We start from the raw sequence: 18,361 nt of genomic DNA on the forward strand, positions 1-18,361 counted from the left end.
TACATGCCTTTTTATCATGGTTATCATGAAATTAACTGCTTTGTCATGCCAGGCGCAACATCGTATGCTAGGCATGCCGGGCACGGCTGGACTTGGAACGGCTGACCGCGGCATGCAAGCCGCCGCCATGCGTCAATGGCATGAAGACCGCCGCTCCGCGTTGATCGAACCGTCCCTGCCGCGCTCCCCGATTTCCAGCGCGGCGCCCGCAGCCAAAACCAAGCCCGGCCTTGGCTTTCCCGGAAACGGAACCGTCATTCCCGAGCCTAAGGCTTTATCCGTACTGAAATAGTAACGGATTATAAATATTACAGGATGACATCCGCTTGCAACCGAGAATTTTCCACCGCTTATCGCGTGTCGCCGAAACTGCGGCGGCGTCGCCAGATTAACTGCCAATCCACGTTGGGCATTGCCGGGTTCAGACAGGGCCCGGCTTTTTTTTGCCCGCGCTCCGGCGAGCGGACAAGAAAAAAGGCCACGCGAGTGGCCCAAAGTTCGGAGAATAAGCCCAGGCGGCGCGAACGTCGCTTGGGCGCGGGCGGCGAACCGCCCGTTCTTGAGTTTGCGAGTGTAGCGCGTTGCGCCGACAGCGGCAACGCAATAATCCTGGCTAGTACCGCCCGGCTTTCACTCGCCCAATTCCGCCAGCAGTTCCGCCTGCTGCTCGGCGATCAAGGCGCCGGTCAGTTCGCTCAGATCACCATCCATCACGTAATCCAGCTTGTACAGCGTCAGATTGATCCTGTGGTCGGTGATGCGGCCTTGCGGGAAGTTATAGGTGCGGATGCGCTCGGAACGGTCGCCGGAGCCGATCAGGCTCTTGCGCTCGGCCGCTTCCTTCTGCTGCTGTTCGCGGCGCTGGATGTCCATGATGCGCGCCGCCAGCACTTGCATGGCGCTGGCCTTGTTGGCGTGCTGGGAACGGCCGTCCTGACACTCCGCCACAATCCCCGTCGGAATATGGGTGATGCGCACCGCGGAATCCGTCTTGTTGATGTGCTGGCCGCCGGCGCCGCTGGCCCTGAAGGTGTCGATGCGCAGATCAGACGGGTTCAGCACCACGTCGGCCAGTTCGTCGGCCTCGGCCATCACCGCCACGGTGCAGGCCGAGGTGTGGATGCGGCCCTGGGTCTCGGTCACCGGCACCCGCTGCACGCGGTGGCCGCCGGATTCGAACTTGAGCCGGGAATAGGCGCCGAAGCCGATCAGGCGCACGATGACCTCTTTATAACCGCCCAGATCGGATTCGCTGGCGGAGACGATCTCCGCCTGCCAGCGATTGCGTTCGGCGTAGCGGGTATACATGCGCAGGAGGTCGCCGGCGAACAGCGCGGCCTCGTCGCCGCCGGTGCCGGCGCGGATTTCCAGGAAGATGTTTTTCTCGTCGTTGGGGTCCTTGGGCAGCAGCAGCTTCTGCAACTCCAGCTCCAAGACCGCCAGCTTATCCTTGCCCTCGGCGATTTCCGCCTGGGCGAACTCCTTCATTTCCGGGTCCGACAACATGTCTTCCGCCGCGGCGATGTCGCTTTCGCACTGGCGATAGCCTTGGTAGGTTTCCACCACCGGGCTGAGTTCGGCGTGCTCGCGGGTGAGCTTGCGGAACGCATCCATATTTTGAGTGGCCGCCTCGCTGGCCAGGAGGTGGGTCACCTCTTCCAGACGATCGGCCAGTTGCGCCAGTTTGGCCGCAATTGACGCTTTCATTACGACTCCGGGTGTAAACGATAAAGACGCGCCACGGCTTCCACCTGCGCGTCGTGCTCCGCGCCGCGCCCGGACGACAAGGCCCGGGTGGGGGATGCATCAATTTATTGGTCAGTTGCACCGACAGGGTTTCCAACACCCGCTCCGGCGCTTCGCCGCGCGCCAGCTGCTTGAGCGCGGCGTCCAGCGCGGCGCGGCGCAGCCGGTCCGCGTCGTCGCGCAGCGCGCGGATCAAGGGCACGGTTTCGCGCTTCTTCAGCCAGTCGCTGAACTCGCAAACCCGGGCCTGGATGATGGTTTCGGCTTCCGCGGCCGCGCTCTGACGCGCTTCCTTGCCCACTTCCACCACGCTGGCGATGTCGTCCACGCTGTACAGGAACACATCGGCCAGCTTGCCCACTTCCACTTCGATGTCGCGCGGCACCGCCAAGTCCAGCATGAAGATGGGGCGGTGACGGCGCGCCTTGATCGCGCGCTCCACCATGCCCTTGCCTATGATGGGCAGCTGGCTGGCGGTGGAAGTGACCAACACATCGTAGCGCGGCAGGATGTCCGGCAGCTCGGCGAGGGTGACGGCGTTGCCGCCGAACTGCTCCGCCAGCCGCTGGCCGCGCTCCAGCGTGCGGTTGGCCACGGTGATACAGGAGGGATTGCGCGCGGCGAAGTGAGTGGCCACCAGCTCTATCATTTCCCCGGCGCCGACGAACAGAATGTTCAGTTCGCCAATGGTGGGGAAGATCTGCTCGGCCAGCTTGACCGCCGCCGCCGACATCGACACCGAACTGGCGCCCACCGCGGTATTGGAACGCACCTCCTTGGCCACGGCGAAGGTGCGCTGGAACAGGCCGTTGAGCAGGGTGCCCATGGTGCCGGCGTGTTCGGCGCTGCGCACCGCGTCCTTCAGCTGGCCCAGGATCTGGGTTTCGCCCAGCACCATGGAGTCCAGGCCGGAGGCGACGCGAAAAGCGTGGCGCGCGGCGTTGGCCTCGTCCAGCTGATACAGATAGGGCTGCATTTCCGCCAGCGCCAGGCCGTGATATTGCGCCAGCCAGCTGAGCGCCGCCTGCGGATCGCCGCCGGTGCAATAGATTTCGGTGCGATTACAGGTGGAGACGATGGCCGCCTCGCGCGCCGCATGCGAGCTGACCAGGCTGTCCAGCGCCTTGGGCAACACCTCCGCAGGAAAAGCCAGCTTTTCCCGGATGGAGAGCGGTGCGGTATGGTGGTTCAAACCAAGGGCGAACAGATGCATGGGCGGATAAGCCGCGGAAAGAAATGGGGTATTTTAGCCTAACTTGAACCGCAAGTCCTGCGCCGCGGCGGCAAGCCGCGCCGGCCCGTCGCCGGCGCCTTATACGACATAGCAGAATCCGACGCCGCGCGCGTCCCAAATAACGCGTTCTTCTTGCGCAAACCCTATATGGGCCAAGCGAAGCTGGCATAAGATAAGCCCCATCAAGGAGGACGAAATGTCGCTGAACCTCGCAGACATCCGCAAGGATTTTTCCAAGAAAGAATTGTCGCCGGAGGAGTGCCTGCCGGACCCGCTGGCCCAGCTGGAGAGCTGGCTGGACCAGGCCATCGCCGCGCAGGTGCCGGAACCCACGGCAATGAACCTGGCCACGGCCGGCGCGGACGGACGCCCCACATCGCGCATCGTGTTGCTCAAGGGCGTGGAAGACGGCCAGCTGCTGTTCTACACCAATTATCTGAGCCGCAAGGGCCGCCAGCTGAGCGACAACCCCTATGTGGCGCTGACCTTCTTCTGGCCGGAGCTGGAACGGCAGATCCGCATCGAGGGCCGCGCCGCCCAGGTGGCGCCGGAAATATCCGACGCCTATTTCGCCAGCCGGCCCTACACCAGCCGCGTAGGCGCCTGGGCCAGCGAGCAGAGCAGCGAGATCAGCTCCAAGGGCGTGCTGGTGTCGCGCGCGGCGATGTTCGGGGTCAAACACCCGCTGAACGTGCCGCGGCCGCCGCATTGGGGCGGCTACGCGGTGACGCCGGACCGGCTGGAATTCTGGCAGGGCCGACCCAGCCGGCTGCATGACCGGGTGCAGTACGCCTTGCGGGAAGACGGCGGCTGGAAGATCGCGCGGCTGGCGCCGTGAACCGGTCTCCGGTGAGGACAACTCATTGAAATAATGAGTTTTACGCATATTCAAAAAGCTGCAACCATCTCAAATTAGACAGTTTGTCCGCTTTTATAGCGATTTGGATGTTGCCGCATCACAACAAGCCGCATCGGGATGATGCGGCTTTTCATTTTCTTGATGTTTTCCTCTCTTCTCCTTGTCTACCAAGGATTCGACGCCCCGCTTTGATTTCAGTCATGCCCGCCGCCGGCCATGCCCAGGCAACTGGCACTTAGAACAGATGCATATCAAGTCGGAAAAACCAATACATAATTTATGCATTTGGCAAGTGGTCGTCAGAACAAACCAAGCCAACGTCCTCTGGTTTCAGCAATTCCTTTCCCATGCTCAGAGCGACGTCCCATGTCGGGAATGCATAAGGGACGCGGCGAAAACCTCCCCGCCCGATGGCGGCAGCCATCTTGAGGGAACGGTTTCCAAGCGTCCGAAAGGGCAGGCGCAAGCCTGTCTGGCGCCGGCGGCCTTTATGCAAGACCCGCCGGCTTGACGCGGGCATTACCGTGTCCTGCTGATCTACATTGGAGAAAAAGTCGTGATGAAAACCCAAACTGCGATGGTTCGCGTACTGGTGCTGTCCGCTCTCGCCCTGGCTTACGGTTCCGCCCACGCCGCCGAGCGCGTCAACCTGGAAGCGCTGGCCAAATCCAGCAAACTCGTCGACGGCGCCAGCGTGTTCAGCGCCGCCGGCATCAACCAGGGCGAACTGAAAGCGCAGCGCAGCGCCCAGTTCCCCAACGGCAAAGTCGTCACCCGCTACCAGCAGTTCTATCAGGGCGTGCCGGTGTGGGGCGAGGCCGTGGTGGAGGAAAAACAGTTCGCCAAAGGCTCGTCCACCGCCGCGGCCAGCAAGCTGTCCGGCTACTATGTGCGCGGCATCGGCTCCGACCTGGCTTCGGTCAAGCCGGCGCTCAGCGCCTCCCAGGTGCTGGCCAGCGCCAAGGCGCTGAAGGCCAACGGCTACGAAACCCGCAATGAGAAGACGGAACTGGTGGTCCGTCTGGACAACAACACCGCCCAGCTGGTTTACTTGGTGTCCTTCCTGGTGGAAGGCGGCAAGGAGCCCAGCCGCCCGCACCTCATCATCGACGCCAACAGCGGCCAGGTGCTGAAGCAGTGGGAAGGCCTGAACCACGCCGAAGCCAACGGCCCCGGCGGCAACGCCAAGACCGGCAAATACCTGTACGGCACCAACTACGGCCCGCTGATCGTCACCAGCGATTGCAAGATGGACAGCGGCAACGTGGCCACCATCAACCTGAACGGCGGCACCAGCGGCACCACCCCGTACAAGTTCGCTTGCCCCACCAACACCTACAAGCAGATCAACGGCGCCTACTCGCCGCTGAACGACGCCCACTACTTCGGCAACGTGGTGTTCAATCTGTACAAGGACTGGTTCAACCTGCGTCCGATCAACCAGAAGCTGCTGATGAAGGTGCATTACAGCCGCAACTATGAAAACGCGTTCTGGGACGGCAGCGCGATGACCTTCGGCGACGGCGCCACCCGCTTCTATCCGCTGGTGTCGCTGGACGTGTCCGCTCACGAAGTCAGCCACGGCTTCACCGAGCAGAACTCAGGCCTGGTCTACAGCGGCCAGTCCGGCGGCATCAACGAAGCGTTCTCCGACATGGCCGGCGAAGCCGCCGAGTACTACATGAAGGGCAAGAACGACTTCCTGGTGGGCGCGGAAATCTTCAAGCAGACCGGCGCGCTGCGCTACTTCGCCGATCCGACCAAGGACGGCCGCTCCATCGGCCACGCCAAGGACTACACCAGCGGCCTGGACGTGCACTACTCCAGCGGCGTGTACAACAAGGCCTTCTACCTGATAGCCACCAGCGCCGGCTGGAACACCCGCAAGGCCTTTGAAGTGTTCGTGGACGCCAACCGCCTGTACTGGACCTCCAACGCCACTTACAACAGCGCCGCTTGCGGCGTTGAAAAAGCGGCCGAAGCGCGCGGCTACAGCAAGGCCGACGTGACCAAGGCCTTCACCGCCGTGGGCGTGGCTTGCGGCAGCTGATGACCGCCTGACGGCGCGGCCATGACGGCCCGCGCCGTTTCTCCCATCCGCCGGCCATGGCCCGTCCATGGCCGGCATCGCTCAGGAATTCCGGAATGCTCACTCTCAAACCGAGTCTCGTCGCGCTCTTGGCCGCCACCAGCCTGGCCGGCGCCGCCCAGGCCGCCCCGGTGTGGATTTCCATCGGCGACGACGCCTACCAGCTATTGCAACAGGTCAGCCCGAAAAGCCGCAGTCAGGAAAGCCGCCAGCTGGCGGTGAGCGCGCTGCCGGCCGGCGTGTCCGCCAAGGGCGTGGCCACCGAGAAGGTCCACCTGGTGCAAGTGGACGACAGCGTGCTGCCGCAATTGTCGGACGCCATCCACCACAGCCTGCGCCATTGCGGCGGCTTCATCGTGCACAAGGATCTGCAGGACGCGCGCACCGCGCTGAAAGCCCCGGTCGCCAGCGCGCTGCTGCCCAGCTACCAGATCAACGACCAGGCCGCCGTCAACAAGCTGTTGCCGCAGCTGCAGGACAGCAACATCCTCGGCACCATCCAGTCCCTGTCCAACTACCAGAACCGCTTCTACACCACCAGCCACGGCGTCAATGCCTCCAACTGGATCGCCAGCCAATGGCGGCAGCTGGCCGCCGGCCGCGGCGACGTGAGCGTGGAGCAGTTCGCCCACAGCGCCTGGCCGCAGAAATCGGTGATCCTCACCATCAAGGGCAAGGACAACGCCGCCGAAACCCTGGTGCTGGGCGGGCATCTGGACTCCACCGTGGGCAACGGCACCGGCGAAACCAGCCGCGCGCCGGGCGCCGACGACGACGCCTCCGGCATCGCCAGCCTGACCGAGGTGATCCGCGTGCTGATGGCCAACAACTACCAGCCGCGCCGCACCATCAAGTTCATGGCCTACGCGGCGGAAGAAGTGGGCCTGCGCGGCTCCTCCGACATCGCCAACCGCTACAAGCAGCAGAAGGTCAACGTGGTGGGCGCCTTGCAGCTGGACATGACCAACTACCAGGGCAGCGCGGAGGACATCTTCCTGTTCACCGACTACACCAACGCGTCGCAGAACACCTTCCTCGCCAACCTGGCCAAGGTCTATCTGCCCAATCTGAAAGTGGGCTATAGCTCGTGCGGCTACGCGTGCTCGGACCACGCCTCCTGGCACAAGAACGGCTACCCGGCGTCCTTCCCGTTCGAGTCCGCCTTCAACCAGTCCAACCCCAATATCCACACCGTGCGCGACACCCTCGCCAGCGCCGGCAACCAGGCTCGCCACGCGCTGAAGTTCTCGCAACTGGCGCTGGCCTACGCGGTGGAATTGGGCAGCGACGGCCCGGCGGTCAAGCGCTGAGCCCAACGCCCCGTCCAATGCGCCCACCCCCTCCCGGGGTGGGTTTTTCATTGTGGGCCATGCCGCGAGCGCTCAGAACGTGTTTACGATCTCGCGAGCTAAGGCGAGACAAGGCGAAAACGGTTGAAGAAGCGGAATGTACAGGGGGTACATGAGCATTCTGAAAGCGTTTTCAACGCCCTTGTCTAACTATTCCGCCGACGCGCAGCAGATCGTAAACAGGTTCTCAGACGCCGGCCTCTCGCCGCATGTCCACATGCGGAATGCCGCCGTCGTCGTAAGCCGCGGACACCACGCAGAAGCCGAAACTTTCGTACAAGGCCTGCGCATCGGTCTGCGCCGACAACATGACGGCCGCCTGCGGGAAATGCGCGCGGCACTGCGCCACCGCCTGCGCCAGCAGCGCCTTGCCCAGGCCCTGGCCGCGCGCCTCCGGCGCCACCACCACCCGGCCTATCGCCGCCGCGTCCGGGTATTTCTCCCCGGCGCGATCAGGCGCGCGTAAGCCAGCAGCCGGCCGCCGTCGTCGTGGCCGGACAAGTGCAGACAGTGCAGATCCACGCCGTCCACGTCGCCGTAAATCGACTGCTGCTCCACCACGAACACCCGGTCGCGCAACTGCAAGGCCCGATACAGCGCCAGCGGCGTAAAACCATCGAAACGGTGGCAGTGCCACGCAACTCGGTTTGCCATAGTAGAATTCCCCTGAACTGATTCATTATCATCGGCCGGCTTAGCGGCGCGCCCGGGCCAAGCTTACGACAAGGCGTGTTTGCCAGCTATAACCGTGAGGACAGGCTTTGCCGTGGCGCAAACGCCGGCCGATGAACGCTAACCGATTCAACTCCTGCCTTGCCCATATGAACGATACCGATCTGTTTGCCGAGATTACGCCGGACGGCGCCGCCGCCCTGACCCGCCGCCGCCCACTCCGCCCGCGGCAGACGCCGACGACGGCGAGTGGATTCCGCTGGACCTTTACGCCGAGCGCGCCTACCTGGAATACGCGATGAGCGTGGTCAAGGGCCGCGCGCTGCCGGAGGTGGCCGACGGCCAGAAACCCGTGCAGCGCCGCATCCTGTACGCGATGCGCGACATGGGCCTGGCCCACGGCGCCAAGCCGGTGAAATCCGCGCGCGTGGTCGGCGAGATCCTGGGTAAATATCACCCGCACGGCGACAGCTCCGCCTACGAGGCGCTGGTGCGCATGGCGCAGGACTTCACGCTGCGCTACCCCTTGATCGACGGCCAGGGCAACTTCGGCAGCCGCGACGGCGACGGCGCGGCGGCGATGCGTTACACCGAGGCGCGGCTGACCCCGATCGCCGATCTGCTGCTGTCGGAAATCGACATGGGCACCGTGGACTTCGTGCCCAATTACGACGGCGCCTTCGAAGAGCCGCGCTTGCTGCCGGCGCGCCTGCCCATGGTGCTGCTCAACGGCGCCTCCGGCATCGCCGTGGGTCTCGCCACCGAAATCCCGCCGCACAATCTGACCGAAGTGGCCCAAGCCTGCGTCGCGCTGCTGGACGATCCGGAACTGGACACCGCGGCGCTGATGCAATACGTGCCCGGCCCGGACTTCCCCGGCGGCGGCCAGATCATCACCCCGGCCGAAGACATCCTCGCCGCCTATGAGAGCGGCCGCGGCAGCGTGCGCGTGCGCGCCAAATGGGAAGTGGAAAAACTGGCGCGCGGCCAGTGGCGCGTGATCGTGTCCGAACTGCCGCCCGGCTCCAGCGCGCAGAAAGTGCTGGCGGAGATCGAAGAAGCCACCAATCCCAAGGTCAAGACCGGCAAGAAGGCGCTGACCCAGGACCAGCAAAACCTGAAGAGCCTGATGTTGTCGCTGCTGGACCGCGTGCGCGACGAATCCGACAGCGAGTGCCCGGTGCGCCTGGTGTTCGAACCCAAATCCAGCCGCCAGGACCCGGACGAATTCATCAACACCTTGCTGGCGCAGACCAGCCTGGAAGGCAACGCCTCGATGAACCTGGTGATGATAGGCCTGGACGGCCGGCCGGGTCAGAAAGGCCTCAAGCCCATCCTCAGCGAATGGCTGGACTTCCGCCGCACCACCGTCACCCGCCGCCTGCAGCACCGGCTGGCCCAGGTGGAAAAGCGCATCCACATCCTGGAAGGGCGGATGATCGCCTTCATCCACATCGATGAAGTGATACGCGTGATCCGCGAATCCGACGAGCCCAAGCCGGACCTGATCAAGGCCTTCGGCCTGACCGAGATCCAGGCCGAGGACATCCTGGAAATCCGCCTGCGCCAACTGGCGCGGCTGGAAGGCTTCAAGCTGGAGAAAGAGCTGTCCGACCTGCGCGAGGAGCGCGAAGGCCTGCGCCACGTGCTGGACACCCCGGACGCGCTGCGCACCATGATGCGCGAGGAAATCCAGGCCGACGCCGCCAAATACGGCGACAAGCGCCGCAGCGAGATCAAGACCGCCGAGCGCGCGGTGCTGACCCAGACCATAGCCGACGAGCCGGTCACCATCATCCTGTCGCAAAAGGGCTGGATCCGCGCCCGCGTCGGCCACAACGTCGACCTCGCCGCGCTGGCCTTCAAGGACGGCGACGCGCTGCATACCGTGGTGGAAACCCGCACCGTGTGGTCGGTGATCGTGCTGGACTCCAAGGGCCGCGCCTACACCGTGGATCCGGCCGACGTGCCCACCGGCCGCGGCGACGGCGTGCCGGTGGCTTCGCTGGTGGACCTGCAGGACGGCGCCAAGCCGGCTCAGATGCTGTCCGGCAAGGACGAGGCCCGCTTCGTCGTCGCCGGTTCCGGCGGCTACGGCTTCATCGCCAAGCTGGGCGACATGGCCGGACGGGTCAAGGCCGGCAAGGCCTTCCTGACGCTGAACCCGGAAGAAACCGTGCTGACCCCGGCGCCGCTGCCGGCCGCCGGCATCGCGGAAGCCACCCAGTTGGTGGCCGCCGCCGACAACGGCCGGCTGCTGGCCTTCCCGGCCGCCGAGCTCAAGGAGCTGGCCAAGGGCCGCGGCCTGATGCTGATGGCGCTGGACAACGGCGAAGCCCTCACCGCCGTCGGCCTCGTCAACGGCGACAAGGCGCTGCTGTCCACGCTGTCGGTGCGCGGCAAGGCCTCCGATGAAAAACTGGCGCTGGCGGAGTTCGCCGGCAAGCGCGGCAAGAAGGGCAAGCTGATGCCCAAGAAATGGAGCGTCGGCGCCATCAGCGAGCTGCCGACGACATGAACCGGGACCGCCCGCCCACGCCGTTGACCCCGCGCAGCGGGCTGGTCTTCATCAACAGCTTCCGGGCGGCGCTGCTGCTGGTGCTGCTGGCGATGTCGCTGTTCGCCAACCGCGAAGGCGAATCGCTGGTGGCCGGCGGCAAGGCCTTCTATCTGTGGAGCGGCGTCTACGCCGCGCTGATCGGCGCCTGGTTCCTGCTGCGCAACGGCCGGCTGGCCCACACCCTGCAGCTGACCCTGGCCATCGCCGCCGACATCGCGATGATCGTGCTGCTGATGGGCATCAACGACGGCGTGCGCAGCGGCTACGGCATCCTGCTCCTGCCCTATCTGGCGGTGGCCGGCCTGCTGTCCTCCGGCCGCTACGCGCTGTTCTACGCCTCCATCGCCACCCTGATCCTGCTGTCCTTCGTCGGCGTCGAGCAATACCTGGGCATAGGCCGCGGTTCCGACTTCTACTACTCCGCGCTGCTGGCCACCGCCGGCTTCATCACCTCCATCGTCACCTGGAAGCTGGGCCGGGTGGCGCGCGACTCCGAGGCCTTGGCCACCCGCCGCGGCGGCGAGATCGCCAACCTCAACCGCCTGAACGAACTGGTGCTGCAAAGCCAGCGCGACGCGGTGGTGGTGCTGGACCCGTCCGGCCTGCTGCGCCAGTTCAACAACCAGGCGGCGCGCTACTTCGGCGCCATGCGCCGCGGCCACGTCGTCCCGGAACTGCTGCCGCTGGTGGAGCGCTGGCGGCACAACGGCTGCCCGCCCAATCCCAGCTTCATAGACCGCAATATCCGCGGCCGCCAATTGGTGGGCCGCATGGTGCCGGTGCTGATGGGCGACGACCACGCGCTCTTGCTGTTCATGCGCGATATGGCCGACATGGCGGAAGAGGGCAAACGCGTGAAGCTGGCGGCGCTGGGACGGCTCACCGCCAATATCGCCCATGAAATCCGCAACCCGCTGTCGGCGATCAACCACGCGGCGGATCTGCTGGCCGAAGACGAAACCGATCCCGCGCGCCAGCGGCTGATCCGCATCGTGCAAGGCAATAGCAAGCGCATCAACCACATGGTGCAGGAAGTGCTGGCCTTGAACCGCCGCGACCGGATCAAGCCCGAGCCCATCCGGCTGCAGCCTTTTCTGGACGAACTGCTGGACCACTTCGGCGTGGTGGAGGCCGCCGCCGCCGGCGCGATCTGCTGCGTCTACCAGGCGCAGGCCGCCGCGGTCCAGTTCGACCGCGGTCATTTCGGCCAGATTCTCAATAATCTGCTGGCCAACGCCTGGCGCTACTCCAGCAAACAGCCGGGCGCGGTGCGCATCGAAGTGGGCGAAGTGGAAAACCACCTGACCATCAAGGTCATGGACGATGGGCCGGGCATGAGCGAAGATGCCCAGGCCCGCTTGTTCGAACCCTTTTTCACCACGGAAAGCGCCGGCACCGGACTGGGCCTGTACATTGCGCGCGAGCTGGCGGAAGCCAACGACGCGCGGCTGGACTACTGCCCGCCCGGCGGCGTGTTCCGTCTGATCTGTCACAAGGCTTATGGCTAAATCCTCCCTGCGCGTGCTGGTGATCGACGACGAACCGGACATCCGCGAACTGCTGGAACTGACCCTGATCAAGATGGGGCTGGACGTGGCCACCGCCGCCAGCGTCGGCGCCGCCAAACTCAGCCTGAACAGCCAGCCCTTCGACCTGGCGCTGACCGATATGCGCCTGCCGGACGGCGAGGGCATCGAGGTGGTGCGCCATATCGCCGAGCAGGGGCTGGACGTGCCCATCGCGGTGATCACCGCCTACGGCAACACCGACAACGCGGTGCTGGCGATGAAGGCGGGCGCCTTCGACTACCTGCAAAAACCGGTCAGCCTGGCGCAATTGCGCAGCCTGGTGAAGTCCGTGCTGCGCGTGGACAACGGCAAGCCCGGCGCCGCGGTGCGGCTGGACGGCGAATCCCCGGCGATCCAGGAAGCCTTGCGCCTGGTCGGCAAGCTGGCGCGCAGCCAGGCCGCGGTCTACCTCAGCGGCGAGTCCGGCACCGGCAAGGAACAGGCGGCGCGGATGATACACGAGCACAGCGCGCGCGCCGAACGGCCGTTCATTCCGGTCAACTGCGGCGCCATCCCGGAAACGCTGATGGAAAGCGAATTCTTCGGCTACCGCAAAGGCGCGTTCACCGGCGCCGACAACGACCGCGACGGCTTCTTTCAGCAAGCCAACGGCGGCACGCTGTTTCTGGACGAAGTGGCCGATCTGCCGCTGGCGATGCAGGTCAAGCTGCTGCGCGCGATTCAGGAAAAGAAAGTGCGCCGCCTCGGCAACGCCCAGGAAGAAGCGGTGGACGTGCGCATCATCTGCGCCACCCACAAAGACCTGGCGGCGCGGGTGGACGCCGGCAGCTTCCGCCAAGACCTGTATTACCGGCTGAACGTGCTGCCGCTGCGCATGCCGCCGCTGCGCGAACTGCGCGAGGATCTGCCGCGCTACATCGCCGGCCTGCTGGAACGCTTTTCCCCCGATGAAAAGCCGCGGCTGGCGCCGGCGGCGCTCAAGGCCTTGCTGGAATACAATTACCCGGGCAATTTCCGCGAACTGGAAAACATCCTGGAGCGCGCGGTGGCGCTGGCCAACGACGCCCGCATCGAGTTGCCGGACCTGCAACTACTGCCTGGCGATCACGGCGGCCACGGCGACGGCGAAGCGCCGACATGCGCCGACGGCGAGGCGCTGCAGGACTTTCTGGACCGGGTGGAGCGCGAGGCGATACTCAAGGCGCTGGAAAGCACCCGCTTCAACCGCACCCAGGCCGCCAAGCAGCTGGGCGTGACCTTCCGTTCCATGCGTTATCGGATGGAAAGGCTGGGCATCAAATAAGAAGGGCTTTCAACACGGCATCGCCGAAGCGCAGCAGGCTCTGCGCTAAGCACGTTGTGGATAAGCACGGCATTGCGCCAAATCCTGTGGATAAGCCATATTCTCGCTTTTTGCCGGACCCTTGCCGGAAAGCCGGGAAGCCCGGCCGCGCAATCGCTACAATGCGGCAGCCGCGGCCCGCGTCCGCGCATCAGACAAGACCGGACCCGGACCAGCGGCTATAAATAATCTATTCGGCGGCCCCGCCCAAGCGCGCGCGCCATTGCAAGACATCGATATCCGCTACCGCCCCATGGCTTTCTCGCCGCTCCACCTCGCCCGCCGCGCCTTGCCGGCCCTGCTGTTCGGCGCGCTCAGCGCCCCGATAGCCGCGCTGCCGTCGATCCGGGTGGCGCTGGGCGAAACCAAGCAGCCCTATATCGACGCAGAGCGCGCCAAAGGCGTGGAATACGATATCGTCCGCCAGGCCCTGATCCAGGCCGGCTATCAGCCCCAGATCCGCTTCGGCCCCAATCTGCGCGCGCACAACTGGCTGGCCAACGGCCAGGTGGACGCCGCCATCGCCAATAGCGGCGGCCATGTTTCCGAGCCCTACATCGTCTACCAGAACATGGCGATCACGCTATGCAAACGCCGCATCCGCCTGCGCCGGCTGGACGACCTGGCCCGTTTCCGGGTGGCCGCCTTCCAGGGCGCCCACCTCTACCTGGGCCCCGACTTCGCCGCGCTGGCGCCGCTGATTACGTCCTACCGGGAAGAATCGCCGCAGGTCACCCTCAACCGCCTGCTGTACAGCGAGCGCGCCGACGTGGCGATTTCCGACGTCAACATCTTCCAGCAGTTGAGCCACGAGCTGCGCCGGGAAATCGACGTCGGCGCCAAGCTCTGCCCGTACGCGCTGTTCACCCCCACCCATTACCGGCTGACCTTCCGCGACGTCCGCGACCGCGACCGCTTCAACCAGGGCCTGCGCCGCTTCGCCGCCGCCGGCGGCTACGAGAAACTGGCCGAACGCTATCAGCTGCCCACCCAGCGCGGACGCCCCTGGTTCAAGCCCTGAGAACCCGTTCAAAATCTGCCGCGCTTCGGCGATACGGCGTTGAACAGACTCTGAGCGCGCCTTGCCGCGCCCGGCTGGCCTAAGGGTGGGTGTCTGCTCTGGATCAATAACCTTCGCCGCCGCGCGGTGTTAGCATGGTTTGGCAGTATCTGATCGCTGACGGCCGCTGTCTTTGCCCTTAGGCTTCGCCCGGGTCCGCGTCGTCAGCCGCTCCATGTATCCACCCGCCCAAGGAGTCGCCCATGTTTCCCGAATACCGCGAACTGATCAGCAAGCTGAAAACCGAAGACGAGCACTTCACCCGCCTGTTCAACAAACACAACGACCTGGACCAGAAGATCAAGAATATGGAAGCGCGCATCGAGCCTTCCGTCGACTTCGAAATCGAAACCCTGAAAAAGGAAAAACTGCGGCTGAAGGATGAGTTGTACATCATCCTGAGAAAGGCCGCCGGCTAGATCCGGCGTCTGCGCGCAAGAACAAAGCCCGCCGACAGGCGGGCTTTTGCATGATGCGCGCCGGGCTTCAGACCGTGGGCGCGTCCTTCTCCAGCTCCGCCAGAATCGCGCCAGGCTCCTGGGTCACTTCCAAAACCTTGCGGATGCGGTTGAACGCCACGCAGGCGTCGGCCGGATACTTGCCGAACGGCGTCAGCCCGCCATGGCTCCAGCCCGCCGCGGCCAGCACGTCCTTGCGGAACTGCGAGCCATCGGCGCTGCCGCCGGCGATCTGCTGCAAGGCCCGGTCGATCAGAATATGCGGAAACGGGTTGCGGGACAGCGTGGTGAAATGCTCTGGGCGAACTTCGTCGAACTGCATGGCGCACTCCTGATGCGTGAACATGATTCATCTAAGTCCAAACCAGGGCAATTCGCCAGCAGACTGTGAAGACTCACACGCCGCCGCCGCGAACGGCGGCGGCGCGGCCAGGCTCAGCGCCTATTCAAAACGCGCGCGGCCTTGAACCGGCGCTAGCGGTTCACCAGCAATTTGGGGTTGGAATTGCCCCACACCGTGTACAGGTCGGCCAGCAAGGCGCCGTTGATGTCCTCCAGCTCGGCGGCGCCGATTTCGCCCTTGCCCTGCTTGCCGAACAACACCACCTCGTCGCCGATCTTGGCGCCCGGAATCTCGGTCACGTCCACCATCAGCGTATTCATCGACACCTTGCCCACCACCGGCGCGCGCTGGCCGTTGATCAGCACATGCGCCTTATTGGTGAAGGCGCGGCGATAGCCGTCGGAATAGCCGACCGGGATATTGGCCAGCAAGGACTCGCGCTTCAGGGTGTAAGTGCGGTCGTAGCCGACGGTGTTGCCGGCCGGATAGCGGTTCACCGCCGCCACGCGCGATTTGAAGGCCATCACGCGCAGATATTCCGTATGGCTGGGCACGGTGTCGCCGAAGATGGCGCCGCCCGGACGCACCATGTCCAGCCGCGCTTCCGGCACTTCCAGCGTGGCGAAGCTGTTGGCGCAGTGCAGGGTGATCTTGCTGCGGTCCAGGCCGCCCGCCTTGATCAGCCAGGCGCTTTCCTGCTTGAAGGCCGCCAGGCCTTTTTCCACGTCGGCCTTATCCTCCACCGGGAAGTGGGTCATGATGCCCACCACTTGCAGATTGGGCAGCTTGAGCATGGCCAGCGCGTCGCGGCGGCCTTGCTTGCTGGCCAGCTCCACGCCGTTGCGGCTGATGCCGGCGGAGTTGATGGCCAGATGGATTTGCAGCGTCTTGCCCTGGCGCTTGGCCAGCGCGGACGCCTGGCGCGCCAGTTCCAGATTGCCCACCAGCTCTTGCATATCGTATTGCAGGCCGTCCGCTATCTCTTCCTGCGTGGCGCTGCGCACGCGCGCCACCACGCCCTTATAGCCGCTGGCGCGGGCCACGCGGGCCTCTTCATTGCTGGCGATGCCCACGCAGGGAATGCCCTGGGCGATGATGGACGGCATCACGTTGGCGATGCCGTGGCCGTAGGCGTCCGCCTTCAAAATGGCGCACACCTTGGTGTCGGCGCCCACCAGGCGCTTGAGTTCGGCCAGATTGTGATCCAGCGCCGCCTTGTCGATTTCCAGCCAGGCGTTGCCGCGCGCCGCTTCCGCGGTGGAGCCGCTGTTGGCCGCGGTCAACGGCGGCGCCGCCATGGTCAGCGCGGGCGCCAGGGCCAGGCCCAGCGACAAGGCCAGCAGTGTTTTCTTGAATTGCATAAATCGTCCCCCGAGTGTGAATGCCGCTTGCCGACAAGGCCGTTCCGGCATCCGGGAGATGATAGGAGGCAGATATATTCATGTCGATATGAATATTCACTGCTAGTCCTGGTTTTGCATAAGCGCTTGACTGCGCGCAAACCCGGCAACGGCGAGCGGCCCTTGCGCGGCGCGGCGCGGCTATCCATCATGAAGGGGCGGCGCGCAGCTTCCGCGCGCCATCTCGAGGTTATTCCGATGCGGCAATCCCTATTCCTTCGCCGGCTGGCCGGCTGCTGGCTGGCCGTCCTCATCGCCTTGGCCGGCGGCATGTCCCCGTCCGTTCAGGCGGCCGGAATGATCTACGTCGGCCACGCGCCGGAAACCCCCGCCGACGAGCGCTACGACTATCACTGGGCGATTCTGCGCGCGGCGCTGGACGCCACCCGCCCGCGTTGGGGAGATTACAGCCTGCGCTTCGCCCCGCGGATGAACGAAGCCCGCCAGCTGCAGGAACTGGGCCACCCGCGCGGCCGGCTCAATGTGGTGATTCGCGAAACCAACCGCGACTACGAACGCCGCTATCTGCCGGTGCGGATTCCGATAGACCGCGGCCTGCTCGGCTATCGCGTGCTGCTGATCCGCGACGCGCGGCAAGCGGATTTCGACGCGGTGACGGGTCTGGCCGACTTGCGCCGTTTCAGCGTCATCCAGGGGACGGCTGGGGCGACAACGCCATCCTCAAGCAAGCCGGACTGACCGTGGTGACCGACCCCAATTACGAGGGCCTGTTCCGCATGCTGGAACGCGGTCTGGGCGACGCGTTCTCGCGCGGCGTGGCGGAAGTGGAGGAGGAGATCCGCGTTTACCAGCCGCAATACAAGCATATCGCGCTGGAGCGGTCTTTATTGCTGTACTACCCGCTGCCCACCTATTTCTGGTTCGGCCGCGACGCGGAAGGGCAGAGGCTGGCGCAACGCGTGGAACAGGGCATGCGGCTGATGCTGCGCAACGGCGAATACCAGCGGCTGTTCCAGAAATACCACGCCGGGCTGATCCAGCGGCTGGACCTGAAGCACCGGCGGCTGATCCGCATCGACAACCCCTTCCTGCCGCCCAGCACGCCTTTCGCCGACCGCGGCCTGTGGTTCGATCCGACCACGGCTAAATAAACGCGCTCACTCCGCTTGCAAGGCCTGGCGCACGCACAGCCGCTGGGCTATTTCGCGGTCGGCGCATTTGAGTTCGGCCTCGGCGCGGGCGCGGCAGCGCGCGGGATTGGCCGAACGCGCGCAATCCGGCGGCGGCAGCCGCTCGTTGATGCAGACGCGGCGCGCCTTGCCTTCCAGCCCGTCGCAAGAGCTGTGCGCCGCCCGCAAGGCTTCGCAACGCTTGGCGTCGCGCTCGCGCAGGCAGCTCAAGGCCGGCGTGTAAAATTCCAGGCAGGCGTGCCGCCCGTTGACCGGCAAATCATTGCAGGCCATCGTGCCCTGACGGTGCAGCTCGCAGCGCTGCGGCGCGGTGGCGCGGCTGCAATCCCATTGCGCCGCCGCCGCGTCCGCCAGCCAGCACAAGACCAGCCCCCATCCCCAGGCGCGCCGCAACGCGCCGTATCCCCTATTGTTTTTCAAGGCATGCCCCTTGCGCATGACCGCTTATCTCCACGCCCGCCTAAGCACAGCTGTTGACGATCCGCTCAATGTCGAAATGCTGATGCGCCGCGTGTACTGTTCGCTTTCTCAGCCGCAACGCCTTATCGCTCGCGAGAGCGTGAACCGCT

The 18,361-nt window shown here is 65.0% G+C and carries 17 protein-coding genes and 1 pseudogene; 11 read left to right on the plus strand and 7 right to left on the minus strand.

Going from position 1 to position 18,361, the window contains the following annotated elements:
* Window positions 1–16: 16 nt before the first annotated feature.
* Window positions 17–292, plus strand: a complete 276-nt coding sequence (locus tag HQN78_RS18715; protein ID WP_235085519.1) for a hypothetical protein — start codon at window positions 17–19, stop codon at window positions 290–292.
* A gap of 338 nt (window positions 293–630) precedes the next feature.
* Here the strand turns inward: HQN78_RS18715 and prfA are convergent, their stop codons facing one another.
* Window positions 631–1,707: a peptide chain release factor 1 gene (prfA, locus tag HQN78_RS18720; protein ID WP_107801379.1), complete on the minus strand. Its 1,077-nt coding sequence runs from the start codon at window positions 1,705–1,707 to the stop codon at window positions 631–633.
* A pseudogene (gene hemA, locus HQN78_RS18725) lies at window positions 1,707–2,959 on the minus strand (glutamyl-tRNA reductase). Before hemA ends, prfA begins: the two are co-directional and overlap by 1 nt.
* Before the next feature lie 217 nt (window positions 2,960–3,176).
* Between hemA and pdxH the strand changes: the two are divergent.
* From pdxH to HQN78_RS18740, 3 genes are all read left to right on the plus strand, one after another.
* Window positions 3,177–3,818, plus strand: a complete 642-nt coding sequence (gene pdxH, locus HQN78_RS18730) for a pyridoxamine 5'-phosphate oxidase (protein ID WP_235085521.1) — start codon at window positions 3,177–3,179, stop codon at window positions 3,816–3,818.
* 580 nt (window positions 3,819–4,398) lie between these two features.
* Window positions 4,399–5,889, plus strand: coding sequence for a M4 family metallopeptidase (locus HQN78_RS18735; RefSeq protein WP_107801376.1), 1,491 nt, complete (start codon window positions 4,399–4,401; stop codon window positions 5,887–5,889).
* Between the two features lie 95 nt (window positions 5,890–5,984).
* Entirely contained in the window at window positions 5,985–7,238 is a 1,254-nt protein-coding gene (locus HQN78_RS18740) for a M28 family metallopeptidase (RefSeq protein ID WP_107801375.1), read from the plus strand.
* Window positions 7,239–7,464: 226 nt separating this feature from the next.
* Here the strand turns inward: HQN78_RS18740 and HQN78_RS18745 are convergent, their stop codons facing one another.
* On the minus strand, window positions 7,465–7,683 hold the full coding sequence (locus HQN78_RS18745; protein ID WP_235085523.1) for a GNAT family N-acetyltransferase: 219 nt from the start codon (window positions 7,681–7,683) through the stop codon (window positions 7,465–7,467).
* An 8-nt stretch (window positions 7,684–7,691) separates the two neighbouring features.
* Window positions 7,692–7,931 (minus strand): hypothetical protein, encoded by a 240-nt coding sequence (locus tag HQN78_RS18750; protein WP_235085526.1) that lies wholly within the window; start codon window positions 7,929–7,931, stop codon window positions 7,692–7,694.
* Between the two features lie 271 nt (window positions 7,932–8,202).
* On the opposite strand from HQN78_RS18750, the gene parC reads away from it, so the two are divergent.
* From parC to HQN78_RS18775, 5 genes are all read left to right on the plus strand, one after another.
* On the plus strand, window positions 8,203–10,467 hold the full coding sequence (parC, locus tag HQN78_RS18755; protein WP_235089866.1) for a DNA topoisomerase IV subunit A: 2,265 nt from the start codon (window positions 8,203–8,205) through the stop codon (window positions 10,465–10,467).
* Window positions 10,464–12,017, plus strand: coding sequence for a PAS domain-containing sensor histidine kinase (locus HQN78_RS18760; RefSeq protein WP_107801372.1), 1,554 nt, complete (start codon window positions 10,464–10,466; stop codon window positions 12,015–12,017). Before parC ends, HQN78_RS18760 begins: the two co-directional genes overlap by 4 nt.
* The gene (locus HQN78_RS18765) at window positions 12,010–13,341 is read left to right on the plus strand and encodes a sigma-54 dependent transcriptional regulator (protein WP_227105942.1); all 1,332 of its coding nucleotides are present in this window, start codon (window positions 12,010–12,012) and stop codon (window positions 13,339–13,341) included. The genes HQN78_RS18760 and HQN78_RS18765 overlap by 8 nt, the downstream gene beginning before the upstream one ends.
* Window positions 13,342–13,603: 262 nt before the next feature.
* The gene (locus HQN78_RS18770; protein ID WP_235085528.1) at window positions 13,604–14,401 is read left to right on the plus strand and encodes a transporter substrate-binding domain-containing protein; all 798 of its coding nucleotides are present in this window, start codon (window positions 13,604–13,606) and stop codon (window positions 14,399–14,401) included.
* A 242-nt stretch (window positions 14,402–14,643) separates the two neighbouring features.
* On the plus strand, window positions 14,644–14,859 hold the full coding sequence (locus HQN78_RS18775) for a YdcH family protein (protein WP_107801369.1): 216 nt from the start codon (window positions 14,644–14,646) through the stop codon (window positions 14,857–14,859).
* Between the two features lie 67 nt (window positions 14,860–14,926).
* On the opposite strand, the gene HQN78_RS18780 is transcribed toward HQN78_RS18775, so the two are convergent.
* The gene (locus HQN78_RS18780; RefSeq protein WP_107802085.1) at window positions 14,927–15,220 is read right to left on the minus strand and encodes a hypothetical protein; all 294 of its coding nucleotides are present in this window, start codon (window positions 15,218–15,220) and stop codon (window positions 14,927–14,929) included.
* Between the two features lie 152 nt (window positions 15,221–15,372).
* Window positions 15,373–16,602, minus strand: a complete 1,230-nt coding sequence (gene alr / locus HQN78_RS18785) for an alanine racemase (protein WP_107801368.1) — start codon at window positions 16,600–16,602, stop codon at window positions 15,373–15,375.
* A 126-nt stretch (window positions 16,603–16,728) separates the two neighbouring features.
* Here alr and HQN78_RS18790 point away from each other — a divergent pair, with 126 nt between their 5' ends.
* Together HQN78_RS18790 and HQN78_RS18795 are read left to right on the plus strand one after the other, a co-directional pair.
* Window positions 16,729–17,340 (plus strand): hypothetical protein, encoded by a 612-nt coding sequence (locus tag HQN78_RS18790; RefSeq protein ID WP_235085530.1) that lies wholly within the window; start codon window positions 16,729–16,731, stop codon window positions 17,338–17,340.
* A 5-nt stretch (window positions 17,341–17,345) separates the two neighbouring features.
* Window positions 17,346–17,753 carry a hypothetical protein gene (locus tag HQN78_RS18795; RefSeq protein WP_235085533.1) on the plus strand — a complete coding sequence of 136 codons (408 nt, stop codon included), beginning with the start codon at window positions 17,346–17,348 and terminating at the stop codon, window positions 17,751–17,753.
* A gap of 6 nt (window positions 17,754–17,759) precedes the next feature.
* On the opposite strand, the gene HQN78_RS18800 is transcribed toward HQN78_RS18795, so the two are convergent.
* Entirely contained in the window at window positions 17,760–18,230 is a 471-nt protein-coding gene (locus HQN78_RS18800; RefSeq protein WP_146176767.1) for a hypothetical protein, read from the minus strand.
* Window positions 18,231–18,361: the final 131 nt, after the last annotated feature.

Origin of the sequence: Chromobacterium sp. Beijing, assembly GCF_021496765.1 — a bacterium.
GTDB lineage: Bacteria > Pseudomonadota > Gammaproteobacteria > Burkholderiales > Chromobacteriaceae > Chromobacterium.

Excerpts from the sequence above, each read along its gene's own strand:
- HQN78_RS18740 (WP_107801375.1), top strand. The coding sequence starts at position 5,985 with ATGCTCACTCTCAAACCGAGTCTCGTCGCGCTCTTGGCCGCCACCAGC.
- HQN78_RS18780 (WP_107802085.1), bottom strand. The coding sequence starts at position 15,220 with ATGCAGTTCGACGAAGTTCGCCCAGAGCATTTCACCACGCTGTCCCGC.
- alr (WP_107801368.1), bottom strand. The coding sequence starts at position 16,602 with ATGCAATTCAAGAAAACACTGCTGGCCTTGTCGCTGGGCCTGGCCCTG.
- HQN78_RS18765 (WP_227105942.1), top strand. The coding sequence starts at position 12,010 with ATGGCTAAATCCTCCCTGCGCGTGCTGGTGATCGACGACGAACCGGAC.
- HQN78_RS18735 (WP_107801376.1), top strand. The coding sequence starts at position 4,399 with ATGAAAACCCAAACTGCGATGGTTCGCGTACTGGTGCTGTCCGCTCTC.
- HQN78_RS18760 (WP_107801372.1), top strand. The coding sequence starts at position 10,464 with ATGAACCGGGACCGCCCGCCCACGCCGTTGACCCCGCGCAGCGGGCTG.
- pdxH (WP_235085521.1), top strand. The coding sequence starts at position 3,177 with ATGTCGCTGAACCTCGCAGACATCCGCAAGGATTTTTCCAAGAAAGAA.
- HQN78_RS18800 (WP_146176767.1), bottom strand. The coding sequence starts at position 18,230 with ATGCGCAAGGGGCATGCCTTGAAAAACAATAGGGGATACGGCGCGTTG.
- prfA (WP_107801379.1), bottom strand. The coding sequence starts at position 1,707 with ATGAAAGCGTCAATTGCGGCCAAACTGGCGCAACTGGCCGATCGTCTG.
- HQN78_RS18715 (WP_235085519.1), top strand. The coding sequence starts at position 17 with ATGGTTATCATGAAATTAACTGCTTTGTCATGCCAGGCGCAACATCGT.
- HQN78_RS18775 (WP_107801369.1), top strand. The coding sequence starts at position 14,644 with ATGTTTCCCGAATACCGCGAACTGATCAGCAAGCTGAAAACCGAAGAC.
- HQN78_RS18750 (WP_235085526.1), bottom strand. The coding sequence starts at position 7,931 with ATGGCAAACCGAGTTGCGTGGCACTGCCACCGTTTCGATGGTTTTACG.